The 15719-nt window shown below is 53.9% G+C and carries 17 protein-coding genes, 1 tRNA gene and 1 pseudogene; 10 read left to right on the top strand and 9 right to left on the bottom strand.

Going from position 1 to position 15719, the window contains the following annotated elements:
- Positions 1 to 40 precede the first annotated feature (40 nt).
- On the bottom strand, positions 41 to 637 hold the full coding sequence (locus ACFIQF_RS19480) for a dynamin family protein (protein WP_393945296.1): 597 nt from the start codon (positions 635 to 637) through the stop codon (positions 41 to 43).
- Positions 638 to 1190: 553 nt separating this feature from the next.
- Here ACFIQF_RS19480 and ACFIQF_RS19475 point away from each other — a divergent pair.
- Entirely contained in the window at positions 1191 to 2084 is an 894-nt protein-coding gene (locus tag ACFIQF_RS19475; protein WP_393945295.1) for a helix-turn-helix transcriptional regulator, read from the top strand.
- A gap of 47 nt (positions 2085 to 2131) precedes the next feature.
- Here ACFIQF_RS19475 and ACFIQF_RS19470 read toward each other — a convergent pair whose 3' ends face one another.
- A complete protein-coding gene (locus ACFIQF_RS19470) occupies positions 2132 to 2401 on the bottom strand; it encodes a helix-turn-helix domain-containing protein (RefSeq protein WP_393945294.1) in 270 nt (89 codons plus the stop codon).
- A 334-nt stretch (positions 2402 to 2735) separates the two neighbouring features.
- Between ACFIQF_RS19470 and ACFIQF_RS19465 the strand changes: the two genes are divergently transcribed.
- The 4 genes from ACFIQF_RS19465 to ACFIQF_RS19450 all read left to right on the top strand — a co-directional run bounded on the left by ACFIQF_RS19465 (position 2736) and on the right by ACFIQF_RS19450 (position 6012).
- On the top strand, positions 2736 to 3590 hold the full coding sequence (locus ACFIQF_RS19465; protein WP_393945293.1) for a DUF2628 domain-containing protein: 855 nt from the start codon (positions 2736 to 2738) through the stop codon (positions 3588 to 3590).
- A gap of 149 nt (positions 3591 to 3739) precedes the next feature.
- The gene (locus tag ACFIQF_RS19460; RefSeq protein ID WP_393945292.1) at positions 3740 to 4810 is read left to right on the top strand and encodes a hypothetical protein; all 1071 of its coding nucleotides are present in this window, start codon (positions 3740 to 3742) and stop codon (positions 4808 to 4810) included.
- 92 nt (positions 4811 to 4902) lie between these two features.
- A complete protein-coding gene (locus ACFIQF_RS19455) occupies positions 4903 to 5736 on the top strand; it encodes a hypothetical protein (RefSeq protein ID WP_393945291.1) in 834 nt (277 codons plus the stop codon).
- A gap of 6 nt (positions 5737 to 5742) precedes the next feature.
- A complete protein-coding gene (locus tag ACFIQF_RS19450; protein ID WP_393945290.1) occupies positions 5743 to 6012 on the top strand; it encodes a hypothetical protein in 270 nt (89 codons plus the stop codon).
- A gap of 325 nt (positions 6013 to 6337) precedes the next feature.
- Here the strand turns inward: ACFIQF_RS19450 and ACFIQF_RS19445 are convergent.
- The 3 genes from ACFIQF_RS19445 to ACFIQF_RS19435 form a co-directional block, all read right to left on the bottom strand.
- Positions 6338 to 6428 (bottom strand) — tRNA-Ser (locus ACFIQF_RS19445).
- Positions 6429 to 6533: 105 nt separating this feature from the next.
- Positions 6534 to 7133 carry a hypothetical protein gene (locus ACFIQF_RS19440; RefSeq protein WP_393945289.1) on the bottom strand — a complete coding sequence of 200 codons (600 nt, stop codon included), beginning with the start codon at positions 7131 to 7133 and terminating at the stop codon, positions 6534 to 6536.
- Positions 7134 to 7291: 158 nt separating this feature from the next.
- Positions 7292 to 7615 carry a hypothetical protein gene (locus tag ACFIQF_RS19435; protein ID WP_393945288.1) on the bottom strand — a complete coding sequence of 108 codons (324 nt, stop codon included), beginning with the start codon at positions 7613 to 7615 and terminating at the stop codon, positions 7292 to 7294.
- A 489-nt stretch (positions 7616 to 8104) separates the two neighbouring features.
- Between ACFIQF_RS19435 and ACFIQF_RS19430 the strand changes: the two genes are divergently transcribed.
- The 3 genes from ACFIQF_RS19430 to ACFIQF_RS19420 all read left to right on the top strand — a co-directional run bounded on the left by ACFIQF_RS19430 (position 8105) and on the right by ACFIQF_RS19420 (position 11209).
- Entirely contained in the window at positions 8105 to 8581 is a 477-nt protein-coding gene (locus ACFIQF_RS19430) for a hypothetical protein (RefSeq protein ID WP_393945287.1), read from the top strand.
- Between the two features lie 70 nt (positions 8582 to 8651).
- Positions 8652 to 9026, top strand: coding sequence for a nucleotide pyrophosphohydrolase (locus ACFIQF_RS19425; RefSeq protein ID WP_431193949.1), 375 nt, complete (start codon positions 8652 to 8654; stop codon positions 9024 to 9026).
- Positions 9023 to 11209: a DNA/RNA helicase domain-containing protein gene (locus ACFIQF_RS19420; RefSeq protein ID WP_393945286.1), complete on the top strand. Its 2187-nt coding sequence runs from the start codon at positions 9023 to 9025 to the stop codon at positions 11207 to 11209. Before ACFIQF_RS19425 ends, ACFIQF_RS19420 begins: the two co-directional genes overlap by 4 nt.
- Positions 11210 to 11228: 19 nt before the next feature.
- On the opposite strand, the gene ACFIQF_RS19415 is transcribed toward ACFIQF_RS19420, so the two are convergent.
- The 4 genes from ACFIQF_RS19415 to ACFIQF_RS19400 all read right to left on the bottom strand — a co-directional run bounded on the left by ACFIQF_RS19415 (position 11229) and on the right by ACFIQF_RS19400 (position 14914).
- Entirely contained in the window at positions 11229 to 12335 is a 1107-nt protein-coding gene (locus ACFIQF_RS19415; protein WP_393945285.1) for an alpha-hydroxy acid oxidase, read from the bottom strand.
- Positions 12332 to 13234, bottom strand: a complete 903-nt coding sequence (locus ACFIQF_RS19410) for a Rossmann-like and DUF2520 domain-containing protein (protein ID WP_393945284.1) — start codon at positions 13232 to 13234, stop codon at positions 12332 to 12334. The genes ACFIQF_RS19415 and ACFIQF_RS19410 overlap by 4 nt, the downstream gene beginning before the upstream one ends.
- Positions 13231 to 14325: a TRAP transporter substrate-binding protein gene (locus tag ACFIQF_RS19405; RefSeq protein ID WP_393945283.1), complete on the bottom strand. Its 1095-nt coding sequence runs from the start codon at positions 14323 to 14325 to the stop codon at positions 13231 to 13233. The genes ACFIQF_RS19410 and ACFIQF_RS19405 overlap by 4 nt, the downstream gene beginning before the upstream one ends.
- 226 nt (positions 14326 to 14551) lie before the next feature.
- On the bottom strand, positions 14552 to 14914 hold the full coding sequence (locus ACFIQF_RS19400; protein WP_393945282.1) for a hypothetical protein: 363 nt from the start codon (positions 14912 to 14914) through the stop codon (positions 14552 to 14554).
- A gap of 190 nt (positions 14915 to 15104) precedes the next feature.
- On the opposite strand from ACFIQF_RS19400, the pseudogene ACFIQF_RS19395 reads away from it, so the two are divergent.
- Together ACFIQF_RS19395 and ACFIQF_RS19390 are read left to right on the top strand one after the other, a co-directional pair.
- Positions 15105 to 15236, top strand: a pseudogene (locus tag ACFIQF_RS19395) (helix-turn-helix domain-containing transcriptional regulator); the annotation flags it as partial.
- 91 nt (positions 15237 to 15327) lie between these two features.
- The gene (locus tag ACFIQF_RS19390; protein ID WP_393945281.1) at positions 15328 to 15708 is read left to right on the top strand and encodes a single-stranded DNA-binding protein; all 381 of its coding nucleotides are present in this window, start codon (positions 15328 to 15330) and stop codon (positions 15706 to 15708) included.
- Positions 15709 to 15719: the final 11 nt, after the last annotated feature.

Raw genomic sequence — 15719 nt, 5'->3', positions numbered from 1 at the left:
ACGTGATTTCTTCATGGTAGAGATTCTCCTGTGAGAGTCTCTACTTCTCAGCGCGCTGGAATTGCGGGGGGATTACCATGAGCGGAAAGTTTTGGCGTTCCGTGAATGCTTCAAACGGAAATTCGATGTTGAATATCTCCGTGAGTCGAACGAGATCGTTGATGCTATTCAGGAAGGAAAAGATCTCTGTTTCGCCGCGATAGCAGTCCTTCAGTTGAAAACCACGCCGGATTCGTGTCGCCAACTTGGATAGATCCTTGTCACTCTCGATGGTGATGCTCCGGATCGCTGATATTTTTTTGAGCGCTGTACTAAGTTTTCCAACGAGTCGCTGTATGGGATGAGTATTGGTGAAATGCAGGACCGGCTTTTGGCACCCATCCTTATGGCGGACCAAGGTGGGTATGGAGGTCATGGGGCGGTTGCGATTGGGAAGAATTTCCCGCCCGACGATGGCATTGATGCAGGTGGATTTGCCTGCTTTCATGGTGCCTACTACGGTCAATACAACATCGAGTGATTCGAGGCGCTGCACATGCTCCGTCAGCTTGGCAATTCGTTGCTTCACAAGCCGGGAGTTGATGGAGCGTTTTGACTGCACGGTTGCTTTTCTCTTTTGTGGGACAGTTTTCTTCATGCGTGGAACTTCGGCGAATTGGTGAGTGCGCGGTGCATTAGGTTTCAGTGTGAATGTGGAGCATTCATCGAAAAGGCTTGAAGTATTTGTCGATTAATGTTGCAAGGCGATCCGCTGATGTACCAGGCGTCTGGGTGTCCAACAGGTCGCTGCTACACCGAGGACATTGTTCGAAGTAGTCTTCGTTAGGTTTCAGGACGTCGGATGTCCCTGTGGATAGGTACTCCCAACCACACACGCTACATGTCCAACGTCTTGGGCCAATGGGTAAGACCATGGTGTCTCCTTCTTTTCCGTATGCATTCTCTGGCTAGCGGGACTCGCTCTCCCATGGGTATTCGTCGAGACTGAAGAAATTTCGCACTATGAAAGCGTTTGAAGCCTGTTTCGTGCTGTATTTTTTTTCTGATTCTCGCTTAGGAAATGGCTGATGTTCATGACTGGTTGCTAAATTTTTCTGAAGAGCTAATTTTTTTAAATTCGGACACCAGTTGTCCAATTCACCTATTACGATCCCCTTCATCGATCCGAAAACAGAAAAAACTCCCAACTGATGTCAATATCTTCAATGGATACAATAGCTTACAGACTTAGTGAGATTCTTCGCCGCCTGAATGCAGGAGAGGCACTTGTGATCAAACGCTTGGCGGATGAATTCAATGTCAATGAACGTACTGTTCGCAGAGATCTGAACCAGCGACTCAGCTTTCTGGACTTGGAGAAGAAAGGGAATCGCTATACGTTAGCTCGACACAAGTTGGGCATGTACAGTCAACATGATGTGCAGCGCATTGCTAGTCTTGCGGGTTTGCAAGGCATGTCGCCTCGTATGTCGACAGAGTTTGTTAGCGATTTGCTGGATGACAGTCTTCGTGGCACTTTGCTGTTGCATGAGGTGCGCGGAGAGCAAATAGCGCACAAAGCAATAGACGTTGAACAACTGGATGCAGCGATTAAAGCCCACCAAGTTGTCGAGTTTGTTTACCGAAAAACAGATGGTTCAGAAAAGCTGGTAACCGTCAATCCATACAAGATTGTGATCAGTGATGGTTCATGGTACTTACAGGCTACAGATGCAGGTAAGGTGAAGTCGTATGCGGTTGCGAGGATCGATCGTCTATTGATAAGCGATAAGCAGTTCACGCCTGATGAAACTGTACACACCTATCTCATGCGTGAAGACACGATCTGGCTGAATCAAGAAAAGACTAAGGTTGTGCTCAAGGTGGCTCCACCAGCTGCTTCTTATTTTGAGAGACGCCAACTTATTGGTAGTCAAAAAATTGAAATGACGCTTGAGGATGGCGAGATTCTGGTGTCTGGATTGATTGCACATCCCAACCAAATTTTTCCGGTGGTGCGCTATTGGATACCACACGTTCGAGTGATCAGCCCAGAAGGGCTGCAGGCGGAGTTGGAGACGCAGCTCAAGGCTTATTTAGGTTAGCGCAGTTAGCCTGCTAATCTATCTGTTATTTAGCTGGCCGCTGGATCTTATTCGTTGCTTTGTCTGCAAGGAGGTCGGAGTAGCCGCCAGACGTCAACATCCAAAGCTTGGGCCAGCCGTTCCATGTTTGATAGTGAAACATTCCAACGAGAGCGCTCCACTGCAGACACGTAGGTCCTGTCGAGATCGCTCTCCATTGCCAGCCGCTCTTGCGACCAGCCTTTTTCTACGCGCTTGAGACGTACCCAATAGGCCAGGACATCGCGCAGGTTGTCCGGGTCGGGCAGTTGAGTGGGAGCTTGAGGTTTGGCAGACACTCGCTAAGAATGCAGTTCTGATACATTTGCATCTACGGAGTTTGCTTCACATATTAAAGTTTGACTCGTATCAATTGCGTCTGTCGTTCAAGTATCCAGCTGAGCTCGAACGGGCGGTACAAGCCAGGTGGCGGGCTAGAGAAGTGCTTGTCCAAGCTGGCCGATCCAGCGTTGTCATTGATGTGACTTTGCTGCGCTGACATGGTCAACAGATGGGACATCAGTGCGTTTTCATTTGATGAGTTTGCTTCTCTAATGAGGCTTTGAATGGGTGAGGAAATGTGCTCCTCGCTGTTTTCTGAACGAAGGCATTGGCTACTAGGAAGGGCTGTCTGTGGAAGATAAATTCAACATCGTTTTGAGCGGAAAGAGTCCAACGGCGGATAGAGAGCAGGTGGCGCAAAAGCTGGCTGCTCTTTTCAAATGCTCTGCAGAGCAAACGATGTCTTTGCTGGCGCAGCAGTCTGTGGTGGTCAAACGTAATGTTCTGGCAGCAGTGGCTGAGAAGTACAAGCGGGCCATTGATGGAACAGGTGCTCAATGTGTGATTCAGCCTGTGTTTCAAGAGGCTGCACTTGAATTTGATGTGCCACCAGCATGCAAGCTAATTGCCGACATGTCTGCGCATAACGGGCCTGCAGCGCCTGCAGCACCCGCTGTGGTTCGGCCGGTATCTGCTCCTATTCCATCTGCTCCAGCGGCACAAGTTGCCTCCGTGTCAGGCGCTCTCACACACCAAGAGGCCGTTGAAATCTTTGTAGGCAAGAACTACGACTACTTCGAGCGCAAGTGGCTGCAAGCGTCGCAGCACAAGCACAAGCATGCATGGAGTTGGGCCGCATTTCTCGCGGGGTTTGGCTGGATGGCTTATCGCAAGATGTACTGGTACTACGGCGCTTTTGTTGTGTTTGTGCTGGTGCAGATTCTGGCTGAGGCCTTTCTTGGACTGCCTCCAGCAGTGTCCAACGGCGCCAACATCGGTGTCGGAATTGCTTTTGGCATGAAGGGCAACGTTTGGTACCAAGCCTTTGTCGATAAAAAAGTGAGCCAGATTCTGGCAATTCATACGCCAGACCAGGCTCGCCTGGAGCTTGCACGACAAGGCGGCACCAACATCGGTATTGCAATCGGGCTGGTTGTTGCAGCGTTGGTTCTGCTGGGCTGCATTGTTTTGTTGCTTGAAGGTTGATCGTGGTGACTGGCGGCTGCTTTTTTGCCTATCGAGTCGCCTCACACAAAACCTTGTTCCTGGGCTTTTGCTATTGCGCACCGCTGGTGCACCAAGCCCTGCCGGTCTCACGGCGAGTACCTCTGTGCACTTCTTCACGCGCAGAAGTCGTGAGCCTTTTCTCCAAGTTTTTATTCCTGGGACTCCCTATGAAACTCCACAAGCTTGGAGCGGCGCTTGCTGCCGCTCTCATGTTGTCTGCCTGCTCCGAAGGCATGAGCCATCGCATGTCAGAACTTGCTGATCGTGCAAAAGCAAAGTTGGGTATTGGCAGCAAGCCGCAGAAGGCTGCAGATGTGCCAGACCCTCAAGACCCGTTAGCCAAGTTGCTCTCCAACGAAACCATTGGGCTGAATCTGGCCTTTTTGGAAAAGCAGATTGGCCCGGCCATGCGTTCGGACAACCAGCTGCACCTGTTCAAAGTCCAAGGCTGCGAGGTAGGGCTCAGGACAGATGCTGAGAATAGAGTGATTCGTGCAGTGCAGGTGGCCATCACTCCCAGCTGCGATGTCGATGTGAGTGGCCTATTGGGTCTTCAAGCGCCAATGCGGTTGAAGGACCTGACTTTCGGAGCGTTTGATGCGGCAACTCCCACTGGGCAATACGTGGCCGATTGCCTTAGGGGTTGCGGCAATGCCTATGTGCCAGGCATCTACTTGGTGGTTGAGGCAAGCCGGGCTCAGCAAAACCGAACCGTCATGCTGTCGGTGCCCATGGAGTCAGATGCAGTCCTGACAGCGGCAGAGCCATGGATAGATGCCATGGTGGCCAAAGAGGGTGAAGACTGGGTCATCTTCGATCAAGGGTTCAACTGCACTCCGCAGAAGTACCGAAGTGTAGCTGCTCAGGCGCTGGCAGCCGTCAAGCCCCAGCTTATGACGTTTGGGGATGGCTTGGAGTACCCGCAATGTGCTGGCCAAACGGCTGCAGTCGCTGCGCCATCAGCCGCACAGGCCTCTACGGCAGTGATTGCTATCCCTCAGCCGCGTGGAAGCTGCGATATGACCTACGACGAACTTCTCACATCCCTGGGCCTGGTTCCAAAAGAAACCTTGGTGCACGGTCCTGACGAGCCTGATTTCACCGGCTTCGGATGCCCTTACCGAATCACTCCAGCACCTGGAACGATGGCTGCCAAAGGATCAGCGGTGTCTTTCCGGGTTGGATGGGAGCAGCAGTAATCCCAAAGCCAATCAATCACCACGTTTAATAACGTAATTGAACAACCTGATTCCCCACTGGGAAGGATTTATTGGACCGTAAAGGAAAATCTATGAAAAAACTAAGCATCTTGCTGACTGGCTCTGTGTTTGTGCTGGCTGCATGTGGCAAAAGTCCCATTGATATCGTTAAAGACAGCTATATAGATAGAGCAAGGACTTTGACGGTCAATAACGGCTTGAGCAAGCGTCCATTGTGTCGCAATACCAAGTGGGAATCGTTTAAAGATGAGAAGGGGCGAATGCTGGTGCAGTACAGCTGCGAGATCGTTGATGGTGATGACTTCTTGAAGCCGATTCGCGATGAGGCTATACATAACTCGAACATGTACTATGAACGAGATCTCAAAAATGCCAATAAAATGTATGAGGAGCAAAAGCAGAAGATTGAAGAAGACTTTCCCAACCTGCGTGGAAGCATTGAGCATTGGCAGGGAGTGGTAGAAAAGTATCAGTCACTTCCCACCCTCAAGTTCGATGAACGAGCACGCATGGGAGCTGCTCAGAGTGAGGTGAAGCGCTACGAAGAGCTTCTCTGGCGTTCAAGAAAGGATGCCAATTCGTACCTGGAAAATGCCACTAGAGCTATACAGACTGCAAAGAAAGAAATGGCAGGCAAAGAAGCAGAGAAGAATGGTTTTAAAAACTATCCCGTGTACAAAAATGCAACAGAGCTGTTTCAGTGGGTGATTAATGCCGAGGGCTATGCGCTTCTGGCATATGGAGAGATTCAGGTTGAGGATGAATCAGGTCAGGAAAAGACTTTCATTAAGTACACCAGACCTGAGGAAGTGTTGGTGTTTGCATCCCAAGCTAAACAAGGTGAAATTGTCGAATATACTCGTGCCATGGGAATGGCTTCTTTTATTGAAAGGATAGTGAGATAGTCTTATTTGTTTATTTATTCTATTGATTTAATACCAATTCATATTAATAACATAAATACCTGCATAGCTTGGCATGAATGTTTATGGTATTTAAGGAGTGAACTTGGGGATTTGCTGGTGAAAGTGGTGTTGAATGCCACTTTCCCTTTGAAAAGTTATTTCCGTAACATTGGTGTTGATGCGGATATTTTGATGGTCGCACGCTGCTTCGGCATTGCGCCTGCCAAGTGGTGGTTTGAAAGGCTGCTTGCTTTCAAAGAGCCCGGTCTTAGGTGATGGAGCGGACTGATTGCTGCAGGTTCCTGGCAGTCGAGTCTGCAGCGATCTGTTGACCTCAGTGGTCTGGGGTGTGACGAGCATGGTGGAGTTGTATGCCTCGAAGCGGTAACAACTTTGCTCGTGTACCAGGCTGATGGATGCCTCGACTTTTGCTTTTCGTCAGGGCAACTGAGCTTGGGGTGGGGATCGAGTAGAGGGTGGGACCCTATCGTTTTTGACCAATACCGTCCAAAACAGTGCAGCTACAGCAAAGTTTTTTTGGTAGAAAGGATGGTATAAAGAAAATGAAAAATGGCCACAAGGGCCATCTTTACTAGGTGTCTGGCGGAGAGAGAGGGATTCGAACCCTCGGTAGGCTATTAACCTACACACGCTTTCCAGGCGTGCGACTTAAACCGCTCATCCATCTCTCCGGGAAGCCGCTATTCTAGCAGCGTTTTTGGGGCTCTCGGGAAAGCGCGGCGATTTATTGTGGGCTACCGCCTTGGCGGTCACTCTTGCTGGCGTTGTTTGGGTGCCTACGTGTTTGCTGCTTGTGCCTGCCCAGCATGCCGCTCCAGCTCTGTCACCACTTGGAGTACCGTTTGCAAATGCGCCTGGCGGTGGTCGGCTTGCAGGCAGCCTGGCCAGAACTGTTCGTCAAACACTTGGCGCAAGGCGGGCTCTAGCGCTACGCCGGTGGCGCGCAAGGCAATTGTGGCCTCGGCGGTGCTGTAATACTCGCCGCTCATGCCTTCTTGCACATTGCAGCCGGTGCCCATGGGGTCGGTCTGCCATAGCAGCAGGCTCAGGGTAGATACGTCCAGCAGCGGGCCGGGCAAGCGGGGCTTCATGGTGCGCAGCACCCGCAGGCGCTGCTGGGTTTGCAGCTCTCGGCTCAGTTGGGCGATATGCGCTTGGCGCAGCTCTGGCGGCACATTGGCTGCGTCAAAGCGGGCCGCAAAGGCCTGGCTTACCGCTTGCTGCGCGGGGCTGCCGTTGGCGAGCAATTGCACAATGGTTTCGGCCTCGTTCAGGTACTCGAACTCTCCGACGATTTCGGTGCCGTCAAACCAGCCGCAACCGGTTTGCGCAATATCCATCTGCACCAGGATGTGGTTGAGAAAATCTTTGTCCATGCCTGTCTCTTTGTAGCGATGGCACAGCGTAGCGCCCGATGGTGACAGGGCGTGTCAGCGCGCGTCAGTGGTGCGGGCAGGGCGCAGCACAAACAGGCCAGCGGGCAAATATGCCGCTGGCCTGATGGCTTAGCCCCGGCTTAGCTGAGGCAGGCTATTTACGCAGACAAAGACTCTGGCGTTAACTCTGCCGCTGGCATGGCGGCACGCAGCTCGGCCAAAGTGGCGTCCAGCTTGCCCATGCAGGCGAGCGATGCCTGGTTAACCGCGTTTACCAGCGCACCCAATTGCTCGGGCGGTGGTGCAGATTCGTCGGGAGAGAAAGACAGCAGCCATTCCAGCCCTTCATACGCTTGCAGCGTGTAGCGCAAACGTTCTGCGGCATCTACCGCGTTGTAGATCAGCGATGCGGCAGTGCTTGCCTGCAAAGCGGTGGGTTTGTTTGGCACAGCGTTGGGGCTGCCGTGGGAGAGAGTAGGCATGGTCTTGGCTCCTTCGGGAATCAAGCAAGGGAACCACCGTTTGTGTTTTGAAGCGCATAGGGTGGGTGAGATGTTCAAAACACGTCCGAAGCCGTGCGCCCAACCTCGCGGCGTGGGCCATCTCACCCAAAACCGGCGGAGCAGGTGCGTGCGCACCCGCCCAGAATTTGGGCATGACGAAACCCCGCTTGAAGGTGGGGGTTGCAACCTTTCGGATGTGGTGTTTTGAAGCACCGGGCCTTACGGCTTGCGAGCAGTTTAGCCCAAACCTGTGGCCGGGGCGCTGCAAATATCGTGCTGCGCAAAGCTATTTTTGGGCGAAGCCTGGGCGCTGACAGCACCTGTCAGCGGCGCAAGGCACATTGAAGTTGTTGCCGCGAAGCGAATGCCGCCAGGCCCGGTCCGTAACAGAAAGCCGGGCCGCCAGGAAGAAAGCACTGGTCAAGCAGCGTTCGCCGGCCACTTTGGTGAAAGGAAGCCACGCAAACCATGTACCCAACCCGCAAGCGCCAAATTTGCCAGTTCAGCCACGAGGGCCTGCAATACCGCATTTACCTGTTTGAGGACGGCGAGATTGCCTTCACCGTCTACGGCAATGCCGAGCGCCTAGGCCTGGTCAGCCAAGAAGATCTGCGCTGGAACTGGGATTGGGTGGCAAGCCTCCCCGTGGAGCAAGAAACCTCTCAGCTCGTCAACACCCACGCCCAACCCCTGCGCGCCCTGCGCACCATCGCCCTGCGCCTGGCGCAATACCTGCAAAAACACCGCCCCCACTTCTTCTACTACCGCGTACCCAACGACCCCCGCCAAGCCCGCATCTACAACACGCTCGCGCGCCGGCATGCCGATGTGGCGGCCTTGTATGAACGGGTTTGGGATGGGGACGGGGGGATGGCGGTTTTTAGTTTGCGGGAGGGAGGTGTTGGGGCTTCAGACCGCTGCGAACCATCTTGTTGTGTCGTGTGATCTTGTCCTTGATGCGAGCGGATGTGCGTGACTCAGGCATTGCCAAGCATCGGAGTCGCTTAACTCAGCTGTGGAGCAGGCTATCATCCATTTCGGCAACCATCTTGTTCAGAAAAGGTATGAAATGGATCAGGTCATCCAACGGTTGCGTCAGTTTCGTGACGAGCGCAATTGGCAGCAATTCCATAACCCTAAAGATTTGGCACTGGCGCTCAGCATAGAAGCCAGCGAGCTTCTGGAGGCTTTCCTGTGGAAGGCTCCAGAAGCGGCCAATCCCGAGAAGGTAAAGGAAGAATTGGCGGATGTATTGGCTTATGCGCTGCTGCTGTCCGATGCGTATAACTTTGATATCGAGAAAATTGTTCTGGAAAAAATAGAAAAAAATGCAGAAAAATATCCCGTTGATAAAGCAAAGGGAAATGCAAAAAAATACAATGAACTATGAATAATGCCAGTCTAGTAGAAGTAAATAGATATCAGTTTTCTGTGCAAGCATTGGCGGAAATGCAGAATAATGCTTTTGCTGCCGATAACTGGCCACTTGTATACATTTTAAGCGACACGGGGTCGCGTAAAGCCTATGTAGGGGAGACTGCGGATACGATCACGCGGCTGGGAACGCACCTGAAGCACAGTGAAAAACAGAAATTGTCTACCGTGCATCTTGTAAGCAGTGGACGGTTCAATAAATCTGCAACTTTGGACATTGAGTCGTCGCTGATCAAGTACATGTTTGCTGATGGCACTTTCAAGTTGTTGAATGGTAACCTGGGCTTGAGTGACCACAGCTACTACCAAAGAGACGAGCTTTATTTAAAGATATTCCGCGAAGCTTGGGATAAGTTGCGTAGCCATGGTGTTGTGAGAAAATCGATTGAGGTGATCGATAACTCCGATGTTTTTAAATACTCGCCGTACAAATCGCTATCCGCTGATCAACAGCAAGGGCTGATAGAAATAATGAGGGCGCTGGTTGATCCTCAGCTGAAAAACACCGTCGTTCAAGGTGGAGCTGGTACCGGTAAGTCTGTTTTGGCTATTTTTCTTTTCAAGCTCATTCACACCGATGTGGATGATTTGGATTTGCGTGAATTTTCCGACGAGGAAATGGAGTTACGCGAGTTGTTGAAGGAGATAAAAGAGCGCTTTCCTAAGCCTCGGATGGCCTTGGTGGTGCCAATGGGGTCATTCCGAAGTACGCTGAAGAAGGCGTTCAGGAATGTTGTCAACTTGCACCCCAATATGGTTATCAGTCCTTCAGAGCTGGCTCAGCAACGTTACGACATTGTTTTGGTGGACGAGTCGCATCGTTTGCGCAAACGAGTCAATCTGGGCTCATATTATGGTTATTTTGATAAGGCAAGTAAAAAGCTTGATCTTGACCCTTACACGTGCAGTGAAGTTGATTGGGTTGTTCGCCAGTCAGATAAAGCAGTTTTCTTTTACGATCCAAATCAGAGTATCAAACCATCGGATGCCAATGCATCTGACTTCGACAATATCAAGGCTTTGTCAGACACCAAGGTGATGACGCTGGTGTCACAGTTCCGGGTTCGTGCGGGGCGGGACTATGTGCGGTTCGTAAATGGTCTTCTGCATTTGCAACTGGGGGCGACAGAAAAATTCAACTCCAGTAAGTACGAGTTTTTGGTGTTCGATGAGCTGCCTGACATGGTTCGGGAGATAGCGCAGCGCAATGCCAGCTACGGCTTGGCGCGTTTGGTAGCTGGGTATTCATGGGAGTGGATATCTCAAAAAGACAAAGACTTATACGACATTGAAATTGGTGAAGTCCAACTTCGCTGGAATAGTACGAATACAGATTGGATCAATACGAAGAATGCCGAAAATGAGGTTGGCTGTATTCATACAACCCAAGGCTATGACTTGAACTACACTGGGGTCATTTTTGGCAACGAAATTCGTTATGACAAGGCATCAGGTCAGATTGTCATTGAAAAAGAGAATTACCACGACCGCAACGGGAAGCAGACAATCAAGGACCCGGATGCGCTCAAAAAATATATTCTGAATATTTATCAAACCATCATGCTGCGGGGCATACGAGGCACATTTGTCTATGCATGCGATGATGCCTTGCGAGCTTATTTGAAGCAGCATGTGGAGAGCTATAAATCCAATGTTGTTGCCTTCCCTGAGGTTGCTGTGCAGCTGACGCCATATGTCAACGCAGTTCCACTCTATGACTTACAAGCTGCAGCAGGTGGCTTCAGTGCGCTTCAGCATGCGGAGCACGAGAAATGGGTCGCTGTGCCCGAGAACATGCCCGTAGGGAAGGATATTTTTGCCTGCCATGTGGTTGGTGAATCCATGAACCAGATCATTCCCAATGGTGCTGTCTGCTTGTTTCGCATGAATCCAGGCGGTAGCCGAAACGGGAAAATTGTATTGGTGGAATCCGACAATGCTTTTGATGGCGACAGTGGCTCGCACTACACGGTGAAAGAGTATCAGAGCTTCAAAGTGCAGACTGAAGATGGCTTTGAGAATAAAAAAATTATTTTGAAGCCGCGTTCTAGCGATACATCGATCACTTCGATTGAGCTTGGCGCGAATGACGAAGATCAGTACCGTGTGGTGGGTGAGTTTTTGGCGGTGATTGTTTAAGAATCGTTTTTGCCACGCTTTACCAGCGAGGCAGCCCCGCAAGCTGCATAGCCAACCGTAGCTCGCTGTGTAATATTTCCAGTGCTCGATCAGCGCCACGTTGGCCGTCGGCGCAAGCGCCCCACAGTGCGGCCCGGCCTACGGCGACGGCGTTGGCGCCTTGGGTTCTGGCTTTGAGGGCGTCTACGCCGCGGCGAATGCCGGAATCCAAAATGATCGGCACTTGTGCGCCCACCGCTGCGCGCACTTGGGCGAGCGCGGTGACCGAGGCAACGGCGCCGTCGAGCTGGCGGCCGCCGTGGTTGGAGACCCAGAGCCCATCCACGCCTTCGGAGAAGGCGCGAACCGAGTCTTCCGGGTGCAGTATTCCTTTGAGCCACAGGGGGCCGCGCCAGGCTTCGCGCAGGCGCTGCAGGCCGCTCCAGGTGAAGGCAGCATCCAGGTTTTGGCCCACACGGGCGGCAATGGTAATGCCTGCAGATTCATCACCCAGTGCGCCTTGCACATTGGCAAACTGAGGTGCTCCGGCGCGCAGCATGCGCAGGCTCCAGCCCGGGTGGGTGATGCCGTCCCACACCAAGCGGGCATTGAGTTTGGGCGGTACGGAGATGCCATTGCGCAAGTCTTTTTCTCGCTTGCCGCCGGCTTGCAGGTCTACCGTTACTACCAGCGCCTGGTAGCCCAGTGTTTGGGCTTTGCGCAGCAGTTGAAGGTTGAAGTCGTGGTTTTTCAGCACATACAGCTGAAACCATTTGGGCGCATGGGTGGCTGCGGCAATGGCTTCCATGCTGGCGGTGGACATGGTCGACAAGGTGTAGATGGCGCCCACTTTGGCTGCGGCGTTGGCCAGCATGAAATCTGCACCCGGCCGCCCCAGCGCACAAGACCCCATGGGGGCGACCACAAAGGGCGTGGCGAGCGCGCTGCCGGTTAGAGTGCAACCGGTGTCTGGTGCCGATACATCGGTCAGCACACGTGGCCACAGCTCAATGGCCTGCAGGGCTTCGCGGTTGCGGCGCAGGCTGATTTCGTCCTCGGCGCCACCGTCGATAAATGCAAATACTGAGCGCGGTAATTTTTGCCGTGCGCGTTGGCGCAGGTCTTCGATGGAGATGGCCTGTTTCATGGGCTGGGGCGTTGTAGCAAGCCTGGGCCGGATGCCAGGCTGTTGCCTTGTTGGGCGAGGCGGTATGCGGCTTCGCTGAGCAGTTGGTAGATGTGGCCGGCATCGGCAGACCAGTCAGACACTGCTTGCATTTGGGTCTGCACGGTTTTTGCATCGCCTCTGGCGGCCGGGCCCGTGATGGCTTTGGGCGGGCCCAGTGCTAGTGCATTGCGCACGCTGGTTTCAAGCAGTTGGCGGTTGAGTGGTGCAATCACTTCATCTGGCAGGCCCGCGCTGCGCCAGGCTTGTTGTGCCATGTCTTGCAGCGCGATGGTGAAGTTGCTGCAGAAAACGGCGGCTGCGTGGTAGAGCACTTTGGTGCTGGCGTCCAGGCTGAAGACCTGGCCGCCAATGGCAGCCATCGCTTCGTTGAGCCAGCGTGCCGCAGTTTCGTCGCCTTCAATGCCGCATAAAGTGCCTGAGAACTGCCGCACTGCCTGCGCCGGGTTGGCAAAGTTGAGCGCTGGGTGCACAGACGCTACCGACCAACCCAGTTGCCGCAGTGCGGCCAGTTTGTCTGATGCGCAAAAGCCGCTGCAGTGGAAAGCGATGGCAGGCGGCCAGCCTGAGCGCTGCGCCAGTTCTGCCAAGGCGTTGGCGGTGTTTTCGATGGACGAATCGGGCACGCCAATCAGCCAAATGTCGCTGGCGCTTAACGCTGCAAATTCACTGAGAGCAGTGCCTTGGCCGATGAAGGAGGCTGCTTCTTCAGCATGCGCTTGTTGGCGGCAGAACACCTGGTGCGCACGCAGCCCCAGTTTTTGCACCAGCAGATGCGCCAAGGTTTGGCCCACGCGCCCTGCGCCAACCACAGAGAGCCGAGCGCCGTTGCCTGCAGGCGGGGCGGGGACGGCACTCATTTTTTGCGCCGTACGTTGGCGACGTAGTTGTCAAAAGGCAAGTCGCAATACTGTTGCCAGGCGGCTTGCATGTCTCGGAACTTGAGCCATTCGACAAAGATTTTCTTGAAGGCCGGGCTTTGCGCGGCCAGCTCGTCAAACAGCTCGTGCGTGGCTTTGTAGCTGGCATCCATGACTGATTTGGGGAACGCACGCAGCTGCGCGCCACCTTGGATGAGGCGCAACAAGGCAAGCGGGTTGGATGTGTCGTACTTGGCGGTGCACCACTGGTTGGCCTCGGCAGTGGCTGCCCGAATGGCGGCCTGGTAGGTTTTGGGCAGCGCGTTCCAGGCCTTTTGGTTGACGAAGAAGTTGAGTGTGGCGGTGCCTTCCCACCAGCCGGGGTAGTAATAGTATTTGGCTACGCGTTGCAGGCCGAGTTTTTCGTCGTCATAGGGGCCTACAAATTCGGCGGCATCGAGCACGCCTTTCTCCAGCGCCTGGTAAAGATCGCCGGTGGCCAATTGCTGCGGCACCACGCCCAGTTTGGCCAGCGCCATGCCGGCGAGCCCACCAACGCGGAACTTGAGGCCTTTGAAGTCTTCGGGCGCCTTGATTTCCTTGCGGTACCAGCCCGCCATTTGCGCGCCAGTATTGCCAATGGGGAAGTTGAGCAGTCCGTAGCCGTTGTAGAACTCGTTGAGCAGCTCCAGCCCGCCACCGGTATAGAACCAGGCGTTCTGCCCGCGGGCGTTCAAACCAAAGGGCAGGGCGGTGCCAAAGCCAAAGGCCGGGTCTTTGCCAATGAAGAAGTAGCTGGCGCTGTGGCCAGCTTCTACCGAGCCGTTTTGTACCGCATCCAGCACACCCAGTGCTGGCACCAGTTCGCCCGCAGGGTGCACGGAGATTTGGAACTTGCCGTCCGTCAACTCGGCCACCCGTTTGGCGGCCATGTCCATGGCACCGTAAATGGTGTCCAGCGTTTTGGGGTAGCTGGATGCCACCCGCCAGCGGATGGCGGGCTGCGATTGGGCGTGAACTGCAGGCGCTGCAACCACTGCAGCACCAGCAGCCAATGAGGCAGAGCTGGAAATAAAACGGCGGCGTTCCATGGTGTCTCCTTTTGGTGTCGGGCTTGCAGTTGTGCACTGTTCCCGTTTATTGGCGCAACCAGTGTAGAGGCGAGGCCGTTTTGCTCTGCCACATTTGCGACGGCGGTGTTGTGCTTTTGCATTGGGGCGGGGGCAGAGCACGCCGCCAAATGCAGCACCTTGCTTTACGGCAGGATTTTGAATTGAGCTTGCGAGTGGAGTATGGGACCGGCCCCATGCCTGACGCCTACCCGGCCTGCCGTTTCAGAAACTCTGGGATCTGAGGCGCATTGGCTAAGCCTTCTGCGTACACCCGCGCTTGCGCTGCGTCGTAGCGTTGTTGCAGCTCCAGAAAGCGCTTTACCAGCAGCGAATCACCACGCATCAACTCCAGCCCATATTGCGCCCGGAATGCCAAAAGCGCGCCCCGCACCCGCTCAAGCTCAGCAGCGGCTTCTTGCGATGTGTATGCAGCGTTCAGGCTTTGGTAGTTGATGCTCATGGCGGCCATGTTAGGTTGAAGGTGGTTGTCGGTGTGGCGTACTGACAAGTGAAGGCGGGTGCAGTGCCGTAGGTAATAGAGGCGCTTTGTGTGGTGTGTGTTGGCCACGAATATTGATGTGAGTATCTCTACTTTTTTAGTGCTCGGCGCATGCGATTGGCAATGGCGTAAACGAACGGCTACAGTCGAGCTGCAAACGCCTCAAGCCCCGATTGCAAATTTGGCGTCGTTGGCGGGCGAAGTGTAGGAGAGCAACCTATGAACAAAATCAGGCCAGGAGATCTGCCCACCCTTTGACATGGCAGAGCACCTGAAAACGGATGAGGATGTGGCGGCTTACCTATCCTTGGTGCTGGAAGAGGATGACCCCGCAGAGCTGGCGCATGCGCTTGGTGTAATTGCCCGTGCCCGTAGCCTGAACGAGATGGCGAGTGCACGCAAATCTTGATGCAATCACGGCCCAGTTGCACGCCACGGCCTGCCGCACCCGGATACATTAGGCTCAACCAAGGAGCTTATGCATGATTGATGGACTGATTTCGGGAAAGCTGCACGGCACGCCTGCAGAACGCATCAGTAAAACCGGGAAACCGTTCGCGCTTGCCAAGGTGCGGGCAGCGGCGGGCGATGGAGAGATTCTGTTTGTGAACGTGATCGCCTTTGATGACGCACCGGTGGCCGCGCTGTTGGGTTTGAGCGATGGCGACAGCGTGGCATTGGCTGGCAGCCTGACGCCTAAGGTCTGGGTAGACCGCGAAGGCCAGCACCGCCCCAGCTTGGATATGGTGGCACAACAGGTGCTGACGGCCTACCACGTGCAGCGCAAGCGCCGCGCCATGCAGCCCGCGGGCCAAGCGCCGCGTCAAGATGGGTTGGACGACGGCCAAGCGCTTGATTTTTGAGTGAGCCGTGC

The sequence above is a fragment of the Comamonas trifloxystrobinivorans genome, from assembly GCF_043359985.1.
Taxonomy (GTDB): Bacteria; Pseudomonadota; Gammaproteobacteria; order Burkholderiales; family Burkholderiaceae_C; genus Comamonas; species Comamonas trifloxystrobinivorans.
This window is presented reverse-complemented; position numbering and strand designations above follow the sequence as displayed.

Bases quoted from the DNA above. Each gene is read 5' to 3' on its own strand.
- ACFIQF_RS19420 (WP_393945286.1), top strand. From the start codon at position 9,023: ATGAATAATGCCAGTCTAGTAGAAGTAAATAGATATCAGTTTTCTGTG.
- ACFIQF_RS19455 (WP_393945291.1), top strand. From the start codon at position 4,903: ATGAAAAAACTAAGCATCTTGCTGACTGGCTCTGTGTTTGTGCTGGCT.
- ACFIQF_RS19430 (WP_393945287.1), top strand. From the start codon at position 8,105: ATGTACCCAACCCGCAAGCGCCAAATTTGCCAGTTCAGCCACGAGGGC.
- ACFIQF_RS19475 (WP_393945295.1), top strand. From the start codon at position 1,191: ATGTCAATATCTTCAATGGATACAATAGCTTACAGACTTAGTGAGATT.
- ACFIQF_RS19415 (WP_393945285.1), bottom strand. From the start codon at position 12,335: ATGAAACAGGCCATCTCCATCGAAGACCTGCGCCAACGCGCACGGCAA.
- ACFIQF_RS19410 (WP_393945284.1), bottom strand. From the start codon at position 13,234: ATGAGTGCCGTCCCCGCCCCGCCTGCAGGCAACGGCGCTCGGCTCTCT.
- ACFIQF_RS19405 (WP_393945283.1), bottom strand. From the start codon at position 14,325: ATGGAACGCCGCCGTTTTATTTCCAGCTCTGCCTCATTGGCTGCTGGT.
- ACFIQF_RS19440 (WP_393945289.1), bottom strand. From the start codon at position 7,133: ATGGACAAAGATTTTCTCAACCACATCCTGGTGCAGATGGATATTGCG.
- ACFIQF_RS19480 (WP_393945296.1), bottom strand. From the start codon at position 637: ATGAAGAAAACTGTCCCACAAAAGAGAAAAGCAACCGTGCAGTCAAAA.
- ACFIQF_RS19435 (WP_393945288.1), bottom strand. From the start codon at position 7,615: ATGCCTACTCTCTCCCACGGCAGCCCCAACGCTGTGCCAAACAAACCC.
- ACFIQF_RS19390 (WP_393945281.1), top strand. From the start codon at position 15,328: ATGATTGATGGACTGATTTCGGGAAAGCTGCACGGCACGCCTGCAGAA.